Source organism: Aquabacterium commune, from assembly GCF_004362855.1.
Taxonomy (GTDB): domain Bacteria; phylum Pseudomonadota; class Gammaproteobacteria; order Burkholderiales; family Burkholderiaceae_C; genus Aquabacterium; species Aquabacterium commune.
Map to the genome: position 1 here is coordinate 17,552 of NZ_SNXW01000001.1, position 18,361 is coordinate 35,912.

Below are 18,361 nucleotides of genomic sequence, written 5' to 3' on the forward strand. Positions count from 1 at the left end.
AGACCCATGGCCAAAACCGACGAAAACTGGGCGGAGAGACCCCGTTGAAGCCGAATCCATCGACGATCGTCGAAGCGTGCGGGTGGGTAGAGAATCACGGCCTGGACTGTCCCCCGCTGGTGCCGCCAGCCCCCCCATGAACGACACCCCCTACACGACCTTGCCGCAGTGGCCCCACGCTCATCCGGTCAGCGGTGCCAGCGCCACCCTGAAATGCCGCAACGAGGATTTCACCGTGACCGAACTGCCGTTGCAGTTGCCCTGCGGTGAGGGCGAACACCTCTGGCTGGACATCGAAAAGAACGGTGCCAACACCGCCTTCGTCGCCCAGCAACTGGCCGAGGCCGCAGGCGTGCAGGAGCGGGACGTGGGCTATGCCGGCCTCAAGGACCGCCACGCCATCACCCGCCAGTGGTTCAGCATCTATTTCCCAAGCGGCAAAGCCGGCGAGACGCCCGACCTGACCCAGCTCCAGCACCCGGAATTCAAGGTGCTGGGCCAGAGCCGCCACGTGAAGAAACTGCGCCCTGGTGACCTGCAGGGCAACCGATTCCGCATCGTGCTGCGTGACGTGACCGGCGGCCCGGGCGCCATCGAAGCCGTCGAGGCCAACCTGAAGGCCATCGCCGCACAGGGCGTGCCCAACTACTTCGGTGCCCAGCGTTTCGGCTTTGAGGGCGGCAACGTCGCGCAAGGCCGGGCCATGCTGGCGCGCGAAATCCGCGTGCGCAACCCGAAGAAGAAGGGCATCTACCTGTCGGCGGTGCGCTCTTTCGTCTTCAATGAGGTGCTGGCGCTGCGCATCCAGCAGGGGCTCTGGGGCCAGACCCTGCCCGGCGACGTGATGGACGAGTCGGGCCGACCCACCGGCCCCTTGTGGGGACGCGGCCGCGTGACCACCACCGACCAGGCGCAGGCCCTGGAAAACGGCGTGGCCGAGCGTCACGCCACCTTGTGCGACGGCATGGAACACGCGGGGCTGGACCAGGAGCGCCGCGCCTTGGTGGCGAGCCCAGCGGACATGTCATGGGCGTGGCAGAAAGCCAATCACCAGGGCGACCACCAGGCCGACCAACTCGTGCTCACGTTCAACTTGCCCGCCGGGACCTACGCCACGTCCGTGCTGAACGAAATCCTCCGCACCACGGAGCCGGAGCGGCACACAGAGGGCGACCCCGCGGCCGTCGAGTGACGGCGTCCTCACCCCCCGAACATCCCCAGCATCCGCTCGATCGCCATCGTGAACGGCACCTGCATGGTCGGCAGGGTCAGCCACAGGCCGGTCAGGCCCACGCCCAGGGTGAAGGGGAAGCCGATGGAGAAGATGTTCATCTGCGGGGCCACGCGGGCCACCAGGCCCATCACCACCTGCGTGAGCGACAGCATGGCCACCACCGGCAGTGACACCCACAGGCCCAGCTTGAAGACCTCGGCGCCCCAGACCTGCGGCTTGACCACCGCCAGGAAGGCCAGCGGCTCGGCCGACACGGGGAAGGTCTGGAAGCTGCCCACGACCGCGGCCGTCAGCAGCAGGTGGCCGTTCATGACGATGAACAACCAGGCGGCCATGGTGCCGTAGAAGCGGCTCACGGCGGTGGCCTGGCCGCCTTGCAGCGGGTCGAAGAAGGCGGCGAAGTTCAGGCCCATCTGCAGGCCGATGATTTCGCCGGCGAACTCGATGGCGGCGAACACCACGCGGGCGGCAAAGCCCAGCGTCAGGCCGATCAGCACCTGCTGGGCCAGCACCATCAGCGCCATGCCGGAACTCAGCGGCACCTCGGGCATGGGCGGCAGGCTGGGCTGGGCACAGATCACGACCAGCAAGGCCAGGCTGATGCGCACGCGGCGCGGCACGGCCTTCATGGACAGCACCGGTGCCGAGGTGAACAAGGCCAGCACGCGCACGAAGGGCCACAGCCAGGCGGTGATCCAGGCGAGCACTTCGGCTTCGGTGAAGCTGACCATGGTGGCTGGATGCGGGCCTCAGCCCACCACGTTGGGAATGGACTGCAGCACCTGCTGGATGTACTCCACCAGGGTGTTGATCATCCAGGGGCCGGCCACGGCCAGGGTGGCGAAAGCGGCCAGCAGCTTGGGCACGAAAGACAGCGTCTGTTCGCTGATCTGCGTGGCCGCCTGGAAGATGCCGACCACCAGGCCCACGACCAGCACCACCAGCACCAGCGGGCCCGCCACGGTCAGCAGGGTGAGCAGGCCGTCGCGGCCGATGGTCAGGACTTGTTGGGGATCCATGTCTTGTTCCGCGGCACCGTCACTGCACGAAGCTGGCGGCCAGCGAGCCGAGCAGCAGGTTCCAGCCATCGGCCAGCACGAACAGCATCAGCTTGAAGGGCAAGGCCACCATCACCGGCGACAGCATCATCATGCCCAGGCTCATCAGCACGCTGGCCACGATCATGTCGATGACCAGGAAGGGGATGAAGATGAGGAAGCCGATCTGGAAGGCCGACTTCAGCTCGCTGGTCACGAAGGCCGGCACCAGCACACGGAAGGGCACGGTCTCGGGCTTGACGTCACCTTGCAGCTTGGCCAGCTTGGTGAACAGGCCCAGGTCGGACTGGCGGGTCTGCTTGAGCATGAAGCTGCGCATCGGGGCCTGGCCGCGCTCCAACGCCTGGGTGAAGGTGATCTGGTTGGCCGAGAAGGGCTCGTAGGCGTCCTTGTAAACCTTGTCCAGCGTCGGACCCATCACGAACAGCGTGAGGAAGAGCGACAGGCCGATGACGACCTGGTTGGGCGGTGCGGCCTGGGTGCCGATGGCCTGGCGCATCAGGCTGAGCACGATGGCGATGCGGGTGAAGCCCGTCATCATCAGCAGCACGGCCGGCAAGAAGCCCAGGGCGGTGAAGAACAGCAGGGTCTGGATGGGCACCGAGTAGCTGCTGCCTCCCCCGCCCTGACCGATCATCAGCGGCAAGGTCGCACCACCGACGGGGGCGGCTGGTGCAAGGGGTGCGACCTGCGCCCACGACGAGGCCGCGGCCGTCAGCAGGGACAGCAGCACGAGGCCGCCACGGATCCAGCGGGAGCGGTTCATGGCGATGCGCGGCAGGCGCAGGCCAGGGGCGCGACGGGGTGCGGCGATCGCCATCATGAGGCTCCGGGAGGGGTGTCGCCGGCCTTGCCAGCGCGTTTGAGCAGGGCCGCGAACCCAGGGTGCACCGCGGGTGCGGCGGCTTCGGCCGGAGCCTGGGGCGCCATGGTGTGCAGGGTCTGGATGCTCTGGCCGGTCACGCCGAGCACGAGCCAGGTGCGTGCATCGCCCTGCCCCACTTCGACGGTCAGCAGGCGCTGGCCCGGACCGATGTTGAGCTGCCCGATCGTCTTGACCAGGGCCTCGGCCTTGGCACCGGCCAGGGCGCCCGAGGCCAGGCCAGAGCGCTTGAGCGCCCACAGGCACAGCGGGATCAGCGCCACGATGAGCACGAACCACACCACCGACATGCCAGTTGCAGCCATGTCAGCTCCCGCGGCTCAGGCGACGCATGCGCTCGGACGGCGTCACGATGTCGGTCAGGCGGATGCCGAACTTGTCGTTGACCACCACGACCTCGCCCTGCGCGATGAGGAAGCCGTTGACCAGCACGTCCATGGGTTCGCCGGCCAGCGCGTCCAGCTCCACCACCGAGCCCTGCGCGAGCTGCAGGATGTTCTTGATGGGGATGCGCGTGCGGCCCAACTCCACCGTGAGCTGCACGGGGATGTCCAGGATCATGTTGATGTCGTTGCCCGCGCCGCTGGTTGGGGCCGAGTTGCCGAAGTTGGCAAAGGCGGCAGGCGTCATCTGCTGGGCCGAGGCGGTCACCTCGCTGGCGGTGCCAGCCGATCCGGACATGGCGCCATCGAAGGCGGCATCGGCCGAGGCGGCGTTGCCCTGCTGCGCCAGTGCGGCCTCCCATTCGGCGGCCATGGCGTCTTGCTCGCCTGCGCCGCCTTCGGGCGGGAACTCTGCTGCAGATTCAGACATGTTGGTCTCCAAGCCAGCTGGTGTTGCCGGTGGTCAAAAGCTTCTCGACGCGAAGCGCGTATTTGTTGTCCGAGGTGCCGTAGTAGCAGTCGAAGACGGGCACGCCATCAACCTTGGCCTGGATGATCTTGTTGAGGTCCAGCTCGATGAAGTCACCGGGCTTGAGCGCCAGCAACTGCTCGACGGTGGCGGGGGCATGGCCGAGCTCGGCCACCAGGTCCACCTGGGCAGACTGGATCTGCTGCGTCAGCAGCTTGACCCAGCGGCGGTCGGGCTCGGCCGAATCGCCCTGGATGGAGCTGAACAGGATGTCCCGGATGGGCTCCAGCGTGGCGTAGGGGATGCAGATGTGGATGGTGCCGCTGGTGTCGCCGATTTCCAGCGTGAAGGAGCAGCACACCACGATCTCGCTGGGCGTGGCCACGGTGGCGAACTGGGGCTGCATCTCGGAGCGCTGGTAGTCCAGCTCGACCGGGTAGATGCCCTGCCAGGACTTCTTGTATTCCTCGGTGATGACGTCCACCAGCCGGCGGATGATGCGCTGCTCGGTGGCGGAGAAATCACGGCCTTCGATGCGGGTGTGGAACTTGCCGCCGCCGCCAAAGAGCGCGTCGATCACGGCAAACACCAGGGTCGGCTCACAGACGATCAGGCCCGAGCCGCGCAGCGGGCGCACGGCCATGATGTTGAAGTTCGTGGGCACCACGATCTCGCGCAGGAAGGCGCTGTACTTCTGCACCTTGATGCCGCCCACCGACACTTCGGGGGACTTGCGGATGAAGTTGAACAGGCCGATGCGGATGTTGCGGGCAAAGCGCTCGTTGATGATCTCCATCGTGGGCATGCGCCCACGCACGATGCGCTCTTGCTGTGCCAGGTTGTAGTCGCGGATGCCTTCCTTGGGCAGCTCCTCCTGCTCCAGCTTCTGGCTTTCGCCCGTGATGCCCTGGAGCAGGGCATCGACTTCGTCTTGGGAGAGGATTTGCTGGTTCATGGCGGACGACTTCTCAAACGGCGGGCAAGCGGCGGTGGCCCTGGCTCACTGGATGATGAAATTCGAGTAGTGGACGTGCACGATCGGGTTGTAGGACTCGACCTTCTTCTTTTTCTTCTTTTTCTTCTTGGGCGCGTCTTCCTCGGCCTTGGCCGCGGCTTCCTCGTCTTCCGGGTCCTCGATCTCGTAGCCCATGGCGCGGGCGGCGTCGCGGCGGATCTCTTCGGCCAGCTTTTGCTTGCCCTCGATGGACAGCAGCTCGGCCGAGGTCTTGTGCGAGAGGATCAGCAGCACGGAATTGCGGATGGCGGGCATGTAGCCCTTCATCTCTTCGCCGATCTTGGCGTCATCGACCTGCAGGCTCACGCCGATCTGGGCGAAGCGCTCGCCTTCCTTGTCGGCCAGGTTGACGATGAAGGGGTCCAGGGGCACGAACGTGGGCGGGCCCTTGTGCTCGTCCTTGCCATGCTCGGGCTTCTTGGCTTGCTTGGCCGGTGCGGCGTGCTCGGCGTCACCGTCTTCACCCTCGGCCGCAGCGGCGGCTTCGGCATCGGCCTTCTTCTTCATCATGAAGAACGCACCGCCACCGCCGGCCAGGAGCACGGCCACGGCGGCACCGATGATGATGAGTTTCTTGCTGCCCTTCTTGGGGGCTTCGCCTTCGGCCGGAGCGGCGGCGGGGGCTGCTGACATGCGTTTTCTCCTGGGGTCATGCCTTGAAGGGCATGGGGGGATTATTCGAAGTCAGCGCCCTCCGCGATGGACGGATAAGCGGCGGGAAAGGCGTGCGATTTCCACATCGCGCGCTTTTGCCTGCGTCCAGCCTCCATGCTCAGGCATAGAGGTCGAGCCCGCCCAGGCGGCCGGGCCGTGGCGCGCTGACCTGGCGCAGGGGTTCGGCGTCGTCGCCCTCGCTGCGGTCACCGCGGCCCTGGCCGGTGCGTCCGGAGGCGTTGGCGCCGCCATTCGGGCCCTGCGAGAAGGCTTGCTGCTGCTGGGGCGTCTGCGAGAACACCCCGCCCCCGCTGAGGCTCAGGCCCACGTCGTTGAGCGAGGACGACAGCATGGAGAGGCTGGCTTCGATGGCCTGTCTCGTTTCTAGCGCAGCGGCGGCGAAGTCCACGTGGGCGGACTGGCCATCCAGTGAAATCTTCACGTTGATGGGGCCCATCTCGGCCGGGTTGAGGTGCAACTCGGCCGTCATCGGGCCGTCGTTGCGGGCCTGGCCCACCCACAGACCGATCTGGTCGGCGAGCTCTTGGGTGAATTCGGGGGCGTCCAGCGGGGTGGGCAGGCTGGCCTGTGCGTGGGGCATGGCTTGGCGCGCTTCGGACAAGGCCTGGCCGAAGCTGGCCACGCGGGCACCGTCGGCGGCCATCAGCGCGGCGGCATCCTGCCCCACGCCCTTGGCACCTTCGCCCACCAGGGCCTGGGCCTCGCGGCCCTTGCCCAGCAAGGCATCGACCTGGAGCGAGGCATCGCCCTGGCCTGCCGCCAGACCGGCCTTGCCAGCCGCAGCGTCCTGACCGAGTTCCAGCTTGCGCAGGCCCCATGCGATGCCCTGGCCCCGTCCGTGTCCGAGGGCCTTGCCGCGGCCCTCCTCGTCCTGGCCGAGTTGGAGGCCAGGGCCTTCGCCCTCGGTGCCAGCCAGCTCGCTGCCTTCGGCGTGGGTGCCTGCTTCGCCACCCTGGGTGAGGCTGGCCAGCCAGGCCATCATGCCGGCGGGGTCGTTGGCTTGCACGGTGGGTGGGGGCGTGAGTTCGCGCACCACGGCCGTGCCCTCGCCCTGGGCGGTGACCAAGCGGGTCTCGTCCTTGGCTTCGTCAGCGGCCAGGGTGGCTTCGGTCTCGTGGCCCGCCGAGGTGGCATCGGTGTCCATGCCGTCCCTGGCGCTGGCCGTGCGCTTGGCCTGGGCGGTGTGGGCATTTTGGGTGCCGTTGGCGGAGTTGGCCGCATTGGCCGAATTGGCCTTGGCGGCTTCGGCCCTGGCCTGGCCCTGGGCGGCCGCGGCCTGGCGAGCGGCTGCGCCTGGCGAGGTCTGCGAGGCGGTCGCCGGTGCGCGGGTGGCGTTGGCCTGGCTGCGCGCCGCCGCCAGCTTTTGCTGGGTGGCGTTCCAGCCGGGCCCCTTGGCGGCCGTGGGCGTGTCTGTGGGTGAGGCACTGGGAGGTGTCTGCGCAGCCGGTGTGGCCTGGGCCGTCCGGGCGGCTTGCGGCAGGGGCGTCTGGGCCTGCGGCTTGTGCTGTTCCATCCAGCGGGAGAAGCTGCCGGCGTTGGCGCCCTGGCCGTCCGAGCCCAGGCGCGCCAACCAGTCGGCGGGCTGCGCGGCGGCCGTGCCTTGCACGCCCGTCACGGCGTTGGTGGAAGACTGGATGGCTTTGCTCATGGTGGGCCTCGTTCGGGATGTCGGTGTATCGGGGGTGTCAGGCCGCGCTCACAACGCGCCGGTGGCCAGGCCGCTGGCCGCCATGCCCTGGGACTGGGCCATGCGCACGGAACGCGCGGCCTGCTCGTCGGTGGCTTTCTGTTCCTGGCGGTTCTGCTTGAGTTGCGCCTCCGCCTGGCGGCGATCGATGAGTTGCGACACGGCCGCCACGCGGCGCTCGCGCTCGATCAGCTGGGCGCGGCAGCGCGCCAGTTGCTGCTCGGCCATGGTGACGCGGCGGTCCTGTTCGGAGACCGCCTCGCCAAGGCGCACGGTGAAATCCTGGTAGCAGTGCACGATTTCCATGCCGCCAGACTGCTGGAACTGTGTCTGCCAGCGGCGCTGGTATTCCTGGCGCCAGTCGGTGAGCGACTGCGCCTGCTGGCGCGACGATTCATGCGCCTGGCGTGCCGCTTCCATCGCGGACACGGCCTCGTCGCGCGCCTTCTCGGCCGCTTCCAACACCATCAGCAGGGCCTGGATACCGCTCATCAACCTTGCCTCCTGCCCGGGACGGGCTCACGCACCGACACCGGCGCCACAACGTCAATGCGAGACGATCTGCTGCAACTCGCCGATCGAGTCGCCCAGCGTGGCCTGGGTGTGCATGCCTTGTTGCAGCATCTGCACCATGGCCGGGTGGGCGTGCACGGCCTGGTCCAGGTCGGGGTCGCCCCCGGGCACATAGGCGCCCAGCTGGATCAGGTCGCGCGCCTTGCTGTACTTGGACCACAGCTGGCGGAAGCGTCTCGCGCTGTCGATATGTTGCCCGTCTGCGACGTTGTGCATCACCCGAGAAGCACTGCGTTCGATGTCTATTGCGGGGAAATGGCCCGCCTCGGCCAGCTCACGCGACAGCACGATGTGACCGTCCAGGATGGCGCGGGCGGCATCTGCGATGGGGTCTTGCTGGTCGTCGCCCTCGGACAGCACGGTGTAGAACGCGGTGATGGAGCCGTGGCCGTTCAGGCCATTGCCGCTGCGCTCGACCAGCTGGGGCAGCTTGGCAAAGCACGAAGGCGGGTAGCCCTTGGTGGCGGGCGGCTCGCCGATGGCCAGTGCGATTTCACGCTGCGCCATGGCGTAGCGGGTCAGCGAATCCATCAGCAGCAGCACGTGCAGGCCCTGGTCGCGGAAGTGCTCGGCCACGGCGGTGGCATAGGCAGCGCCTTGCATGCGGGTCAGCGGCGGTGCATCGGCAGGTGCGGCCACCACCACCGAGCGGGCCAGGCCCTCTTCGCCCAGGATGTCTTCGATGAATTCCTTGACTTCGCGGCCCCGCTCGCCGATCAGGCCCACGACGATGACGTCGGCCTGGGTGTAGCGGGCCATCATGCCCAGCAGCACCGATTTGCCCACGCCCGAACCGGCGAACAGGCCGATGCGCTGGCCGCGGCCCACGGTGAGCATGGCATTGATGGCGCGCACGCCCGTGTCCAGCGGCAGGCGGACCGGGTCGCGCTCCATGGCGTTGATGGCGCGGCGGGCCAGCGGCTCGCTGCGGATGTGCTGCAGCGGGCCCTTGCGGTCCATCGGCACGCCCTGGGCATCGACCACGCGGCCCAGCAGGCCCGCGCCCACCGGCAGGTGGCGGGTGCGGTCTTCGCTGCGGCGCCAGGGGTGGTTGGGGCGGCCCAGCACCGGCGTGTTGACCGGGATCTGGCAAGGGATGACGCGGGCGCCGCTGGCCAGGCCATGCACTTCGGCCGTGGGCATCAGGTAGGCGCGGTCACCGGCGAAGCCGACCACCTCGGCCAGCACCGGGGTGGATTCCAGCCGGGTTTCGGAGTGGATTTCGCAGACAGCGCCCACGGGCAGGCGCAGGCCGGTGGCTTCCAGCACCAGGCCGGCTACGCGCACCAGCTTGCCCTGGTTTTCCAGGGGCATGCGGCTGGCGGCACAGGCGTCCAGGTCGTCCAGGAAGCGGCTCCAGCGGCCCAGGGCCACGTCGTGGTGGGCTCGGATGGGCATGTTCATGGGTGGTCCTCCTCAGGGGCAGGTTCGTCTTCATCGCTCACCATCGGGTGGGCGTCGGCGGCGCTGGTGGCTTCGCGGCCCTCGTGCCAGGGCGCTTCGTAGCCCAGGGCCGAGGCCGCGCGCGACCAGCGGGCTTCCACCGTGGCGTCCACCACGGCGATGTCGGATTCGACGATGCAGCCGCCGCGCTGCACGCTGGCATCGGGCACCAGGCGGGCGCCGCGGGCGGCGAGCATCTCGGACAGCTGGGCCTGCGCCAAGGCGTGGTCGTCGGGGTTGAGCCGCACGATGACCTGGCGGGCCGAGGCCAGCAGCGCACCCAGGGCCTGCTCGGCCACATCGACCACCAGCTCAGGGCTCTGGCGCAATTCGGTGCGCACCACCTGGCGGGCCAGCTCCAGCGCCACACCGGCGATGCGGCCGGCGAGTTGCTGCTCCAGCGACTCCAGGCGGTGGTGGAAATCGGAGGCCAGCGCGCCGACCTGGTCGCTCATGTAGGCGGCCATCTGGGCGGCTTGGGTCTGCTTGTAGCTTTCCAGCGCGGCCAGGCCGTTGCGGTAGCCGTCCTGGTAGCCCTGCTGGCGGGCCTGGTTGAGCAACTCTTCCACCGGCGGGCCGGCGGGCGCGGCGCTGGCTTCGGCCGCGCGGGCGGCTTCGCGCTCCTGCGCTTCGGCCTGGCCAGGCATGCCACCCACCACGGGGCGACGGCCGGCGGGCTTGGCGCCGGCGGCTGCACCGTTGGCGGACATGCCCTGCGCTGTTGCCTGAGCTGTTGCCTGCGCGGAGGCCTGTCCCTTGGCCTGGGGCGCGTGCTGGGCCGGCTGCTGCGGCTTCATGTTGGGGCGCATCTCGGCGGCGGCGCGTTCGGCCAGGGTGGGCTTGCGCACGCCCACGTCGGGCTGGTCTGCGGGGCGGGGCTCGAAGGTCTGCGGCGCCCAGGCCGAGAAATTGCCCAACTCCTCGCGCGGGATGAAGCGTGCGTAGGGATTGGGGGCGGCGTTGCTGCCGGCGGCACCGTTGGCGCCCTGCCCTGCAGGCGGCACGCCGGGGCGAGGCTGCTGGGGCTTAGACGTACTCATCGTCGCCTCCGCTGCTCATGACGATCTGGCCTTCGTCGGCCAGGCGGCGCACGATCTTGAGCAGCTCCTTCTGCTCGGCTTCCACGTCGGAGAGCTTGACCGGCCCGCGGGACTCCAGGTCCTCGCGCAGGGTTTCGGCCGCGCGACTGGACATGTTCCTGAAGACCTTCTCGCGGATCTCCGGCGAAGCCCCCTTGAGCGAGATGATGAGCGACTCGGTCTGCACTTCCTTGAGCATGGACTGGAAGCCCTTGTCGTCAAGCTTGCCCAGGTCGTCGAAGGTGAACATGTTGTCCGTGATCTTCTGCGCCAGGTCGCTGTCGGCTTCGCGGATGTAGTCCAGCACCGAGGTCTCCAGGCTGGAGCCCATCAGGTTGATGATTTCGGCCGCGGGCTTGACGCCGCCCAGCGAGGACTTGCGGATCTGCGAGCCGCCGGCCAGCACGCGCGACAGCACCTCGTTGAGGTCCTTCAGCGCGGCGGGCTGGATGCCGTCCAGCGTGGCGATGCGCACCATCACCTCGTTGCGGTGTCGCTCGGTGAACACTTTCAGGATGGAGGACGCCTGGTCCGGGTCCAGGTGGACCAGGATGGCGGCGACGATCTGCGGGTGCTCGTGGCGCAACAGCTCGGCCACCGAGATGGCGTCCATCCACTTCAGGCTCTCGATGCCGGTGATGTCGCTGCCCTGGATGATGCGGTCGATCAGCAGGTTGGCCTTGTCGTCACCCAGCGCCTTGCGCAACACGGACTTGATGTACTCGTCGGTGTCGGCCACCAGCACGCCCATCTCGGTTGACTCCTGCGCGAAGCGGTCCAGCACGTTGTCGATGCGCTCGCGGGTCACCGTCTTGAGCTTGGCAATCGTCTCGCCCAGGTGCTGCACCTCTTTGGGCTCCAGGTTCTTGAAGACCTCGGCCGCCTCTTCCTCGCCCAAGGACATGAGCAGGATGGCGGCGTCTTCCAGGCCTTTTTCGTCCATGACGCGCTTCCTCGGTCAGTTGTTCATCCAGCCGCGGACCACCCCGGCCATGGCCATGGGGTTCTCTTTGGCGAGCTTGCGGGCGGTTTCCAGGCGCGGATCGACACCGTTGTTGCCTGGGCCACCCAGTGCGGGCAGCTCCTGGCCATCGGCCCCCACCACGACCGGGCCGTTGCCACCGGCGATGGCGGGCAGCTCCAGCGCGTCGTCCACCGCGGCATTGAGGCGGTTGGCCTCGCCTTCGGGCTTGGGCAAGGGCTTGGCGGCGTTGATGGCCGGGCGGATGGCGCCGAACACCACGATCAGGGCCGCCAGCGTCAGGGCGCCTGGCACGGCCAGGGTGCGGATCAGGTCCACCGTCTCGGGCTGCTTCCACAGCGGCGTGGTGTCCACCTCTTCCTTGGGCACCTGGAAGGGCGTGTTGATGACCTTGATCGAATCACCGCGCTTGTCATCGGCACCGATGGACTCGCGCACCAGCGAGGTCAGCTTGTCGAGCTCTTCCTGCGGGATGGCCTGGGTCGTGGTCTTGCCCTTGGCATCGGTCACGCTGCGGTGGTTGAGCACCACGGCGGCGGTCAGGCGGCGGATGTTGCCGGTGGCGCTGCGGATCACACGCACCGTCTTGTCCACCTCGTAATTGGTGACGGCGTCACGGCGGCTGGTCGCGCTGGCGGTGCTGCCATTGGCAGCTTGCAAGGGGGCCGAGGCGCCATTGACAGGCGCGGTGGCCGGCGTCGGGGGCTGGTTGCTGGCCGCGCCGGGCACGCCCGAGGGGGTGGCGCTGCCCTGGCCGTTGCTCTCGCTGGTCTGCTGGCTGCGCACGGTGGCGGTGGCCGTCTGGCCCTGGTTGGGCTTGTATTCCTCGGCGGTGGACTCAACCTGCGAGAAGTCCACCTCCGCCGTCACCTGGGCGCGCAGGTTGTCCTTGCCCAGCACGGGCTCCAGGATGTCGCGGATGCGCTGGGTGTAGTTGGTCTCGATCTGGCGCACATACTGCAGCTGCTGGGCGTCCAGGCCGGCCTGGTCGTTGGCACCCCCGTCTTGCGCGCCCGACAGCAAGGTGCCGCTCTGGTCCACCACGCTGACGGCCTTGGGCGACATCTCGGGCACGCTGGACGACACCAGGTGCACGATGCCAGCCAGCTGACCGCGGTCCAGGGTGCGGCCGGCGTACAGCGTCAGCACCACCGAGGCCGAGGCCTTTTGCTGCTCGCGGAAAAAGCCGTTCTGGTTGGGCAAGGCCAGGTGCACGCGGGCGCTCTGCACGCTGGCAATCGCCTGGATGGAGCGGGTCAGCTCGCCTTCCAGGCCACGCTGGAAATTCAGGCGCTCCTGGAACTGGGTCACGCCGAATTTCTGCGATTCCATCAACTCGAAGCCGACCACCGAGCCCTTGGGCAGGCCGGCAGACGCCAACTTCAATCTCACATCGTGAACTTTGTCGGCCGGCACCAGGATGGCCGCGCCGCCATCGGCGTGCTTGTAAGGCACCTGCATCTGCTGCAGCTGGGCGAGGATGGCGCCGCCGTCCTTGTCAGACAGGTTGGTGTAGAGCACGCGGTAGTCGCCCTCACGGCCCCACAGCAGCATGGCCGCGAAGATCATGACGATGGCCGCGATCCCGCCTGCCAGCATCAGCTTGCGCTGCATGGGCAAGCCCATGACGCGCTGCGCGAAACCGGGCGGCGTGGCGTCGATCACCTGGCTGGCAGATGAGGCAACGGCGGCAGAGGTGGTGGGTGCGACAGTGACTTCCATGGGCGGGCAGTGCGTTGAGCCGCGCATCGATACAGACGATGCCGCAATCCAGCTTCAACGGAGCCAATGTTCGCAGTCCGGTCGGGCAAAAGTGCCGGGAACAGCAAGCCATTTGCCGACCTCTTCGCAGCATCGGCGCCCAGGAAAATGCCTAGAGTGGCAACTGTGGTGATCTGAACCACGCCCTGTCGGATGTATCGGCACCATGGACCTCAAACTCAAGCCCTTTGATTTCGCCCAGGCAGCCACCCGCGCTGGCATGGCCGACGTCGCCCGGCGCGTCGAGGCCAAAACCCGCACGGACGCCACGGGCAGCAGCACCGGCGTGCAAGGTGCCAGCTTCCAGAACGCCTTCAGCGGTGCCCTGCAGTCGATCAGCGCCGCCCAGACCAAGGCCAGCACCCTGCAGCGCGAGGTGCAGTTCGACAACCCCACCGTCAGCCTGGAAGAAACCATGATCGCCATGCAGAAAGCGCAATTGGGCTTCCAATCGGCCGTGCAAGTGCGCAACAAGCTGGTCCAGGCGTACACCGATATCATGAACATGCAGGTGTGAGGTCGCGCGTGGCGGCTTGACCTGCCACGCCCACACCTCACACACCATGACGCCCACCTCCTCCCAGGCCGACGCCCAGTTGCCACTGCGGCAAATGCTCATCTGCGGCGCACTCATCGTGACGCTGTCCATGGGCATCCGCCACAGCTTCGGCCTGTGGCTGCAACCCATCACGATGGCCCACGGCTGGACCCGCGAGGACTACTCCGTGGCCATGGCCGTGCAGAACCTGGTATGGGGCGCCGCCGGCCCCCTCGTGGGTTGGTGGGCCGACCGCAGCGGCGCCTTCCGCGTGCTGTGGCTGGGCGCCCTGCTCTACGCCCTGGGCCTCTTCGGCATGGCCACCACCGACCAGCACCTGAGCTTCGTGCTCACCTGCGGCGTCACCATCGGCCTGGCGCAAGCCTGCACCACGTACGCGGTCATCTACGGCGTCGTCGGTCGCAACATCGACGCCTCGCAACGCTCCTGGGCGATGGGCATCACCGCCGCGGCCGGCTCCTTCGGACAGTTCCTGATGGTGCCGCTGGCCAGCACCCTCATCCACAAACTCGATTGGTCGCCAGCGCTCAGCAGCCTGTCGCTGGCCGCCCTGCTGATCGGCCCCCTGGCCTTTGGCTTGCGGGAAGCGCGCCGCCAAGCCCCTGCCGCCGCGCCATCACAGCACGGCAAGACCGCCGCCCTGCTGGACGGCACCCCGATCTCGGCCGGCGCGGCGCTCAAGGAAGCCTTCGGTCACCGCGACTACCTGCTGCTGACCGCCGGCTACTTCGTCTGCGGCTTCCAGCTCGCCTTCATCGGCGTGCACCTGCCCAGCTACCTGCGCGACCACCAACTCGACCCGCAAGTCGCCACCACGGCGCTGGCCCTCATCGGCCTGTTCAATGTGTTCGGCACCTACGCGGCGGGCACCCTGGGCCAGCGCATCCGCAAGACCTGGATCCTGTCCTTCATCTACGCCATGCGCGGCGTCGCCATGATCGCCTTCGTCTTCACGCCGCCCACCCCGCTGAGCGTCGGCCTGTTCGCCGCCACCATGGGCGCGCTGTGGCTGTCCACCGTGCCCCCCACCAACGCCGTGGTGGCGCAGATGCTGGGCGTCAAGCACCTGTCCATGTTGGGTGGCATCGTCTTCTTTTCCCATCAGATCGGGTCTTTCATGGGCGTGTGGCTGGCCGGCAGGCTCTACGATGCCACGGGCAGCTACCAGGTGGTCTGGTGGATCGCCATCGTGCTGGCCTTCGCCGCGGCGCTGATCAACCTGCCCATCCGTGAGCAGCTGCAGCCGGCACGCCGGCTGGTGAGCGCATGACGGACCGCATGGGCCCGCGCCCGCGCCTCGCCAGATTGCTGGCCTGGCTGCCCGCTGGCGCACTGCTGCTGGCCGTTTTCCTTTGGTACCTCAGCCCGCACCTCGTGGTCGAGATGGCCGGGCGTCTGTGGAGTTGCATCTGACATGAGCGTGGTCATCATCACCGGGGCGTCCGACGGCATCGGCGCCGAACTGGCGCGCCAACTGGCGCAAACGCAAGGCTCGAAACTCACCCTGGTGCTGGCCGCGCGCAGCGCCGACAAACTCGAAGCCGTGGCGCAGCAGTGCCGCCAGCACGGCGCCCGCGTCAAGGTGCGCCCCACCGACGTCGGCATCGAGGCCGACTGCCGGGGCCTGGTCCAGGACACCGTGGAAGCCTTCGGCCAGCTCGATGCCCTGGTCAACAACGCCGGCATGTCGGCCCACGCCCTGCTGGAAGAGGTCACCGACCTGGCCTGGTACGAGCAGCTCATGCGCATCAACCTCTGGGGCAGCGTGTGGTGCACCCACGCCGCGCTGCCGCACCTGAAAGCCAGCAAGGGGCGCATCGTGGCCGTCTCCAGCCTGGCCGGGCTGGTCGGCGTGCCGGGCCGCACCGCCTACAGCACCACCAAGTTCGCCATGAACGGCTTCTTCGAGGCCTTGCGGGTGGAGTTGCAACCGCACGGCGTGTCGGTCACCCTCGCCTACCCCGGCGTGGTGGCCACGGAGATCCGCTACCGCGGCTTCAACGCCCAGGGAGATGCCGCTGGCAAGAGCGGCCTGGACGAGTCCGGCGCCATGACGGTGGAAGAATGCGCCCGACTCATCCGCGAGGGCATGGCGCGCCGCGAGCGCGACATCGTGATGTCCTTCAAAGGCAAGCTCAGCCGCTGGATGAAACTGATCGCGCCCCGCCTTGTGGACCGTTTGGCGCTCAAAGCGTTGAACCAGGACGTCCGCCCCCACTGAGCCCCCACTGAGCGCCCGCCGACCTCCCACTTGACGCCCGCGCAGCCCTGAACCCGCACAGATCAGGCCGCAGGCGCCCAGCACACCCGCATGACACCCGACCATGCCCTTTAGAATGGTCAGGGATTGAAGGAATCACCATGGAACCCATCATTGGCAGCATCGTCGCCCTGATCACGCCCCTGCATGCAGACGGCAGTGTGGACTACCCCACCCTGCGGGCCCTGATCGACTGGCACATCGCCGAAGGCACCGATTGCATCGGCGTCGTCGGCACCACCGGCGAATCGCCCACCGTGTCGGTGGAAGAGCACTGCGAAATCATCCGCGTGGCGGTGGAGCAGGCTGCGGGCCGCGTGCCCGTCATGGCCGGCGCTGGCGCCAACTCGACGCGCGAAGCCATCGAGCTCACGCAATTTGCCAAGAAGGTCGGCGCCGACTGCACCTTGCAGGTCGTGCCCTACTACAACAAGCCCACGCAAGAAGGCATCTACCAGCACTTCAAGGCGATTGCCGAAGCCGTTGACTTGCCGATGATGCTCTACAACGTGCCCGGCCGCACCGTGGCCGACATGAGCGTCGAGACCGCCCTGCGCTGCGCCAGCCTGCCCGGCGTCTTCGGCATCAAGGAAGCCACCGGCAACCTGGAACGCGCCGCCTGGCTGATCAAGCAAGCGCCCGAGGGATTCCACATCTACTCGGGCGACGACCCCACCGCCGTGGCATTGATGCTGCTGGGCGGGCATGGCAACGTCAGCGTGACGGCCAACGTCGCGCCGCGCGCCATGGCCCAGCTGTGCAAGGCGGCCATCGCCCAGGACGCCGCCCGCGCCATCGCGCTGCACATGCAACTGCTGCCGCTGCACAAGCACCTGTTCGTCGAGCCCAACCCGATTCCCGTGAAGTGGGCCCTGACCCGCATGGGCAAATCTGGTGGTACGCTGCGCCTGCCGCTGACCGAACTGTCGGCCTCGGCGCAGCCTGTGGTCGAAGCCGCACTGCGCGAGGCCGGCGTGCTCTGAGCCTTGCTGCTGCCCCCGGCCCCCCGTCTGCGGCACAGCGCCAGACGGAAGGCCCCAGATTGCCTGCCAGATTGCCCGCCCCATCGCCCTGACCCCATGCGCATCACACCCCGCACCACCCACGTCCTGACCCTGGGCGCGGCATTGGCCTCGGCCATGCTGGCAACCGGTTGCTCCTCCGTCTCCAGCGCCCTGTCGGGCGACAAGATCGACTACCGCACCAGCGGCGCCCAGAGCGTGCGCCTGGACGTGCCGCCCGACCTGAGCCAACTGCCCGGTCAGCAACGCTACAACCAGGCCACGCCGTCCATCGTGTCGGCCAGCAGCCTGAGCCGCCAGAACCCGCAAGCCGAGGCGGCGCCCGTTGCCATCGCCCCGGCCGAGCGCGGCGGCATCAAGCTGGAGCGCCAGGGCCAGACACGCTGGTTGGTCGTGAACCAGCCGCCCGAAGCCATCTACAGCCAGGTGCGCGGCTTCTGGTCGGACGTCGGTTTCGAGTTGACGGTCGATCGCCCTGAAGCCGGCGTGATGGAGACCAACTTCTCCGAAAACCGTGCCAAGCTGCCCGAAGACGGCGTGCGCAACCTGCTGGGCCGCGTTTACGACATGCTGTATGACACCGGCCTGCGCGACGCCTTCCGCACCCGCATCGAACGCACCGCCACGGGCAGCGAGATCTACATCAGCCACCGCGGCATGTCCGAAGAATTTGTGGACAGCACCCGCAAGGACCAGACGACCTGGCGCATCCGCCCCAGCGACCCCAGCCTGGAGGCCGAGATGCTGGCGCGCCTGATGGTCAAGCTGGGGGCGCCGAAGGAAGCTGCTGCTGCCGTGCGTGAGCAAGCTGCCACCCCTGCCACCGCCCCCCAGGCTACCGCGGCCTCTGCCGTGAAGCTGGGCGCCGATGGCACCACGCTGACCCTGCAAGCAGAAGGCGATCTGGCCTGGCGCCGCGTGGGCCTGGCCCTGGACCGCAGCGGCTTCACCGTCGAGAACCGCGACCGCAAGAGCGGCAGCTACGAAGTGCGCATTTCCGTGGACGACCCGGAAGCCGCCAAGCCGGGCTTCTTCGGACGCCTGATGGGCCGCAGCGAAGCCGAAACGCTGGCGCGCTACAAGGTGCGCGTGCAGCCGCAAGGCGGTGCCACCCTGGTCAGCGTGTTGACAGACAGTGGCGCAGCGGCCAACTCGCCCACGGGCAAGCGCATCGCCAAACGACTGGCCGAAGAACTCAACTGAGGCATGCCCTGACGCCGCATGCCCTGGCGCCGGGCTGACCGGCGGGGGCTGATACCAGAAAACCGGCACACCGCA

Annotated in this window: 20 protein-coding genes; 7 read left to right on the top strand and 13 right to left on the bottom strand. The window is 68.0% G+C overall.

Annotated elements, in window-relative coordinates; genetic code table 11:
• Positions 1–136 precede the first annotated feature (136 nt).
• Positions 137–1,192 carry a tRNA pseudouridine(13) synthase TruD gene (gene truD / locus EV672_RS00095; RefSeq protein ID WP_133605571.1) on the top strand — a complete coding sequence of 352 codons (1,056 nt, stop codon included), beginning with the start codon at positions 137–139 and terminating at the stop codon, positions 1,190–1,192.
• 8 nt (positions 1,193–1,200) lie between these two features.
• Here the strand turns inward: truD and fliR are convergent, their stop codons facing one another.
• The 13 genes from fliR to fliF all read right to left on the bottom strand — a co-directional run bounded on the left by fliR (position 1,201) and on the right by fliF (position 13,203).
• Positions 1,201–1,965, bottom strand: coding sequence for a flagellar biosynthetic protein FliR (gene fliR / locus EV672_RS00100; protein ID WP_133605572.1), 765 nt, complete (start codon positions 1,963–1,965; stop codon positions 1,201–1,203).
• An 18-nt stretch (positions 1,966–1,983) separates the two neighbouring features.
• Positions 1,984–2,253, bottom strand: coding sequence for a flagellar biosynthesis protein FliQ (gene fliQ, locus EV672_RS00105; RefSeq protein ID WP_133605573.1), 270 nt, complete (start codon positions 2,251–2,253; stop codon positions 1,984–1,986).
• Positions 2,254–2,272: 19 nt separating this feature from the next.
• Positions 2,273–3,058 (bottom strand): flagellar type III secretion system pore protein FliP, encoded by a 786-nt coding sequence (fliP, locus tag EV672_RS00110; RefSeq protein WP_133606363.1) that lies wholly within the window; start codon positions 3,056–3,058, stop codon positions 2,273–2,275.
• A 53-nt stretch (positions 3,059–3,111) separates the two neighbouring features.
• On the bottom strand, positions 3,112–3,480 hold the full coding sequence (locus EV672_RS00115; RefSeq protein ID WP_133605574.1) for a FliO/MopB family protein: 369 nt from the start codon (positions 3,478–3,480) through the stop codon (positions 3,112–3,114).
• 1 nt (position 3,481) lies between these two features.
• On the bottom strand, positions 3,482–3,988 hold the full coding sequence (gene fliN / locus EV672_RS00120; RefSeq protein ID WP_133605575.1) for a flagellar motor switch protein FliN: 507 nt from the start codon (positions 3,986–3,988) through the stop codon (positions 3,482–3,484).
• Positions 3,981–4,982 carry a flagellar motor switch protein FliM gene (gene fliM, locus EV672_RS00125; protein ID WP_133605576.1) on the bottom strand — a complete coding sequence of 334 codons (1,002 nt, stop codon included), beginning with the start codon at positions 4,980–4,982 and terminating at the stop codon, positions 3,981–3,983. Before fliM ends, fliN begins: the two co-directional genes overlap by 8 nt.
• A gap of 45 nt (positions 4,983–5,027) precedes the next feature.
• On the bottom strand, positions 5,028–5,675 hold the full coding sequence (locus EV672_RS00130) for a flagellar basal body-associated FliL family protein (protein ID WP_133605577.1): 648 nt from the start codon (positions 5,673–5,675) through the stop codon (positions 5,028–5,030).
• 139 nt (positions 5,676–5,814) lie between these two features.
• Entirely contained in the window at positions 5,815–7,365 is a 1,551-nt protein-coding gene (locus EV672_RS19185) for a flagellar hook-length control protein FliK (protein ID WP_133605578.1), read from the bottom strand.
• Between the two features lie 48 nt (positions 7,366–7,413).
• Positions 7,414–7,896, bottom strand: a complete 483-nt coding sequence (gene fliJ / locus EV672_RS00140) for a flagellar export protein FliJ (protein ID WP_133605579.1) — start codon at positions 7,894–7,896, stop codon at positions 7,414–7,416.
• Positions 7,897–7,950: 54 nt separating this feature from the next.
• Entirely contained in the window at positions 7,951–9,381 is a 1,431-nt protein-coding gene (gene fliI, locus EV672_RS00145; RefSeq protein ID WP_133605580.1) for a flagellar protein export ATPase FliI, read from the bottom strand.
• Positions 9,378–10,460 (bottom strand): FliH/SctL family protein, encoded by a 1,083-nt coding sequence (locus EV672_RS00150; RefSeq protein WP_133605581.1) that lies wholly within the window; start codon positions 10,458–10,460, stop codon positions 9,378–9,380. The genes fliI and EV672_RS00150 overlap by 4 nt, the downstream gene beginning before the upstream one ends.
• Positions 10,447–11,442, bottom strand: coding sequence for a flagellar motor switch protein FliG (fliG, locus tag EV672_RS00155; RefSeq protein ID WP_133605582.1), 996 nt, complete (start codon positions 11,440–11,442; stop codon positions 10,447–10,449). Before fliG ends, EV672_RS00150 begins: the two co-directional genes overlap by 14 nt.
• 15 nt (positions 11,443–11,457) lie before the next feature.
• Positions 11,458–13,203 (bottom strand): flagellar basal-body MS-ring/collar protein FliF, encoded by a 1,746-nt coding sequence (gene fliF, locus EV672_RS00160; protein WP_133605583.1) that lies wholly within the window; start codon positions 13,201–13,203, stop codon positions 11,458–11,460.
• A gap of 205 nt (positions 13,204–13,408) precedes the next feature.
• Here fliF and fliE point away from each other — a divergent pair, with 205 nt between their 5' ends.
• The 6 genes from fliE to bamC all read left to right on the top strand — a co-directional run bounded on the left by fliE (position 13,409) and on the right by bamC (position 18,286).
• A complete protein-coding gene (gene fliE, locus EV672_RS00165) occupies positions 13,409–13,759 on the top strand; it encodes a flagellar hook-basal body complex protein FliE (protein WP_133605584.1) in 351 nt (116 codons plus the stop codon).
• Between the two features lie 46 nt (positions 13,760–13,805).
• Entirely contained in the window at positions 13,806–15,071 is a 1,266-nt protein-coding gene (locus tag EV672_RS00170) for an MFS transporter (protein WP_133605585.1), read from the top strand.
• Positions 15,068–15,214: a hypothetical protein gene (locus EV672_RS18640; protein ID WP_166643389.1), complete on the top strand. Its 147-nt coding sequence runs from the start codon at positions 15,068–15,070 to the stop codon at positions 15,212–15,214. Before EV672_RS00170 ends, EV672_RS18640 begins: the two co-directional genes overlap by 4 nt.
• Position 15,215: 1 nt before the next feature.
• Positions 15,216–16,022 carry an SDR family oxidoreductase gene (locus EV672_RS00175; RefSeq protein ID WP_133605586.1) on the top strand — a complete coding sequence of 269 codons (807 nt, stop codon included), beginning with the start codon at positions 15,216–15,218 and terminating at the stop codon, positions 16,020–16,022.
• 140 nt (positions 16,023–16,162) lie between these two features.
• Positions 16,163–17,044, top strand: a complete 882-nt coding sequence (gene dapA / locus EV672_RS00180; RefSeq protein ID WP_133605587.1) for a 4-hydroxy-tetrahydrodipicolinate synthase — start codon at positions 16,163–16,165, stop codon at positions 17,042–17,044.
• A 96-nt stretch (positions 17,045–17,140) separates the two neighbouring features.
• Positions 17,141–18,286, top strand: a complete 1,146-nt coding sequence (bamC, locus tag EV672_RS00185; protein WP_243738434.1) for an NlpB/DapX family lipoprotein — start codon at positions 17,141–17,143, stop codon at positions 18,284–18,286.
• Positions 18,287–18,361: the final 75 nt, after the last annotated feature.

Excerpts from the sequence above, each read along its gene's own strand:
- EV672_RS00150 (WP_133605581.1), bottom strand. The coding sequence starts at position 10,460 with ATGAGTACGTCTAAGCCCCAGCAGCCTCGCCCCGGCGTGCCGCCTGCA.
- fliM (WP_133605576.1), bottom strand. The coding sequence starts at position 4,982 with ATGAACCAGCAAATCCTCTCCCAAGACGAAGTCGATGCCCTGCTCCAG.
- fliR (WP_133605572.1), bottom strand. The coding sequence starts at position 1,965 with ATGGTCAGCTTCACCGAAGCCGAAGTGCTCGCCTGGATCACCGCCTGG.
- fliN (WP_133605575.1), bottom strand. The coding sequence starts at position 3,988 with ATGTCTGAATCTGCAGCAGAGTTCCCGCCCGAAGGCGGCGCAGGCGAG.
- EV672_RS00130 (WP_133605577.1), bottom strand. The coding sequence starts at position 5,675 with ATGTCAGCAGCCCCCGCCGCCGCTCCGGCCGAAGGCGAAGCCCCCAAG.
- fliP (WP_133606363.1), bottom strand. The coding sequence starts at position 3,058 with ATGAACCGCTCCCGCTGGATCCGTGGCGGCCTCGTGCTGCTGTCCCTG.
- fliG (WP_133605582.1), bottom strand. The coding sequence starts at position 11,442 with ATGGACGAAAAAGGCCTGGAAGACGCCGCCATCCTGCTCATGTCCTTG.
- fliJ (WP_133605579.1), bottom strand. The coding sequence starts at position 7,896 with ATGAGCGGTATCCAGGCCCTGCTGATGGTGTTGGAAGCGGCCGAGAAG.
- fliQ (WP_133605573.1), bottom strand. The coding sequence starts at position 2,253 with ATGGATCCCCAACAAGTCCTGACCATCGGCCGCGACGGCCTGCTCACC.
- truD (WP_133605571.1), top strand. The coding sequence starts at position 137 with ATGAACGACACCCCCTACACGACCTTGCCGCAGTGGCCCCACGCTCAT.
- EV672_RS18640 (WP_166643389.1), top strand. The coding sequence starts at position 15,068 with ATGACGGACCGCATGGGCCCGCGCCCGCGCCTCGCCAGATTGCTGGCC.
- fliE (WP_133605584.1), top strand. The coding sequence starts at position 13,409 with ATGGACCTCAAACTCAAGCCCTTTGATTTCGCCCAGGCAGCCACCCGC.
- EV672_RS00170 (WP_133605585.1), top strand. The coding sequence starts at position 13,806 with ATGACGCCCACCTCCTCCCAGGCCGACGCCCAGTTGCCACTGCGGCAA.
- EV672_RS19185 (WP_133605578.1), bottom strand. The coding sequence starts at position 7,365 with ATGAGCAAAGCCATCCAGTCTTCCACCAACGCCGTGACGGGCGTGCAA.
- EV672_RS00115 (WP_133605574.1), bottom strand. The coding sequence starts at position 3,480 with ATGGCTGCAACTGGCATGTCGGTGGTGTGGTTCGTGCTCATCGTGGCG.
- EV672_RS00175 (WP_133605586.1), top strand. The coding sequence starts at position 15,216 with ATGAGCGTGGTCATCATCACCGGGGCGTCCGACGGCATCGGCGCCGAA.
- fliI (WP_133605580.1), bottom strand. The coding sequence starts at position 9,381 with ATGAACATGCCCATCCGAGCCCACCACGACGTGGCCCTGGGCCGCTGG.
- dapA (WP_133605587.1), top strand. The coding sequence starts at position 16,163 with ATGGAACCCATCATTGGCAGCATCGTCGCCCTGATCACGCCCCTGCAT.
- bamC (WP_243738434.1), top strand. The coding sequence starts at position 17,141 with ATGCGCATCACACCCCGCACCACCCACGTCCTGACCCTGGGCGCGGCA.
- fliF (WP_133605583.1), bottom strand. The coding sequence starts at position 13,203 with ATGGAAGTCACTGTCGCACCCACCACCTCTGCCGCCGTTGCCTCATCT.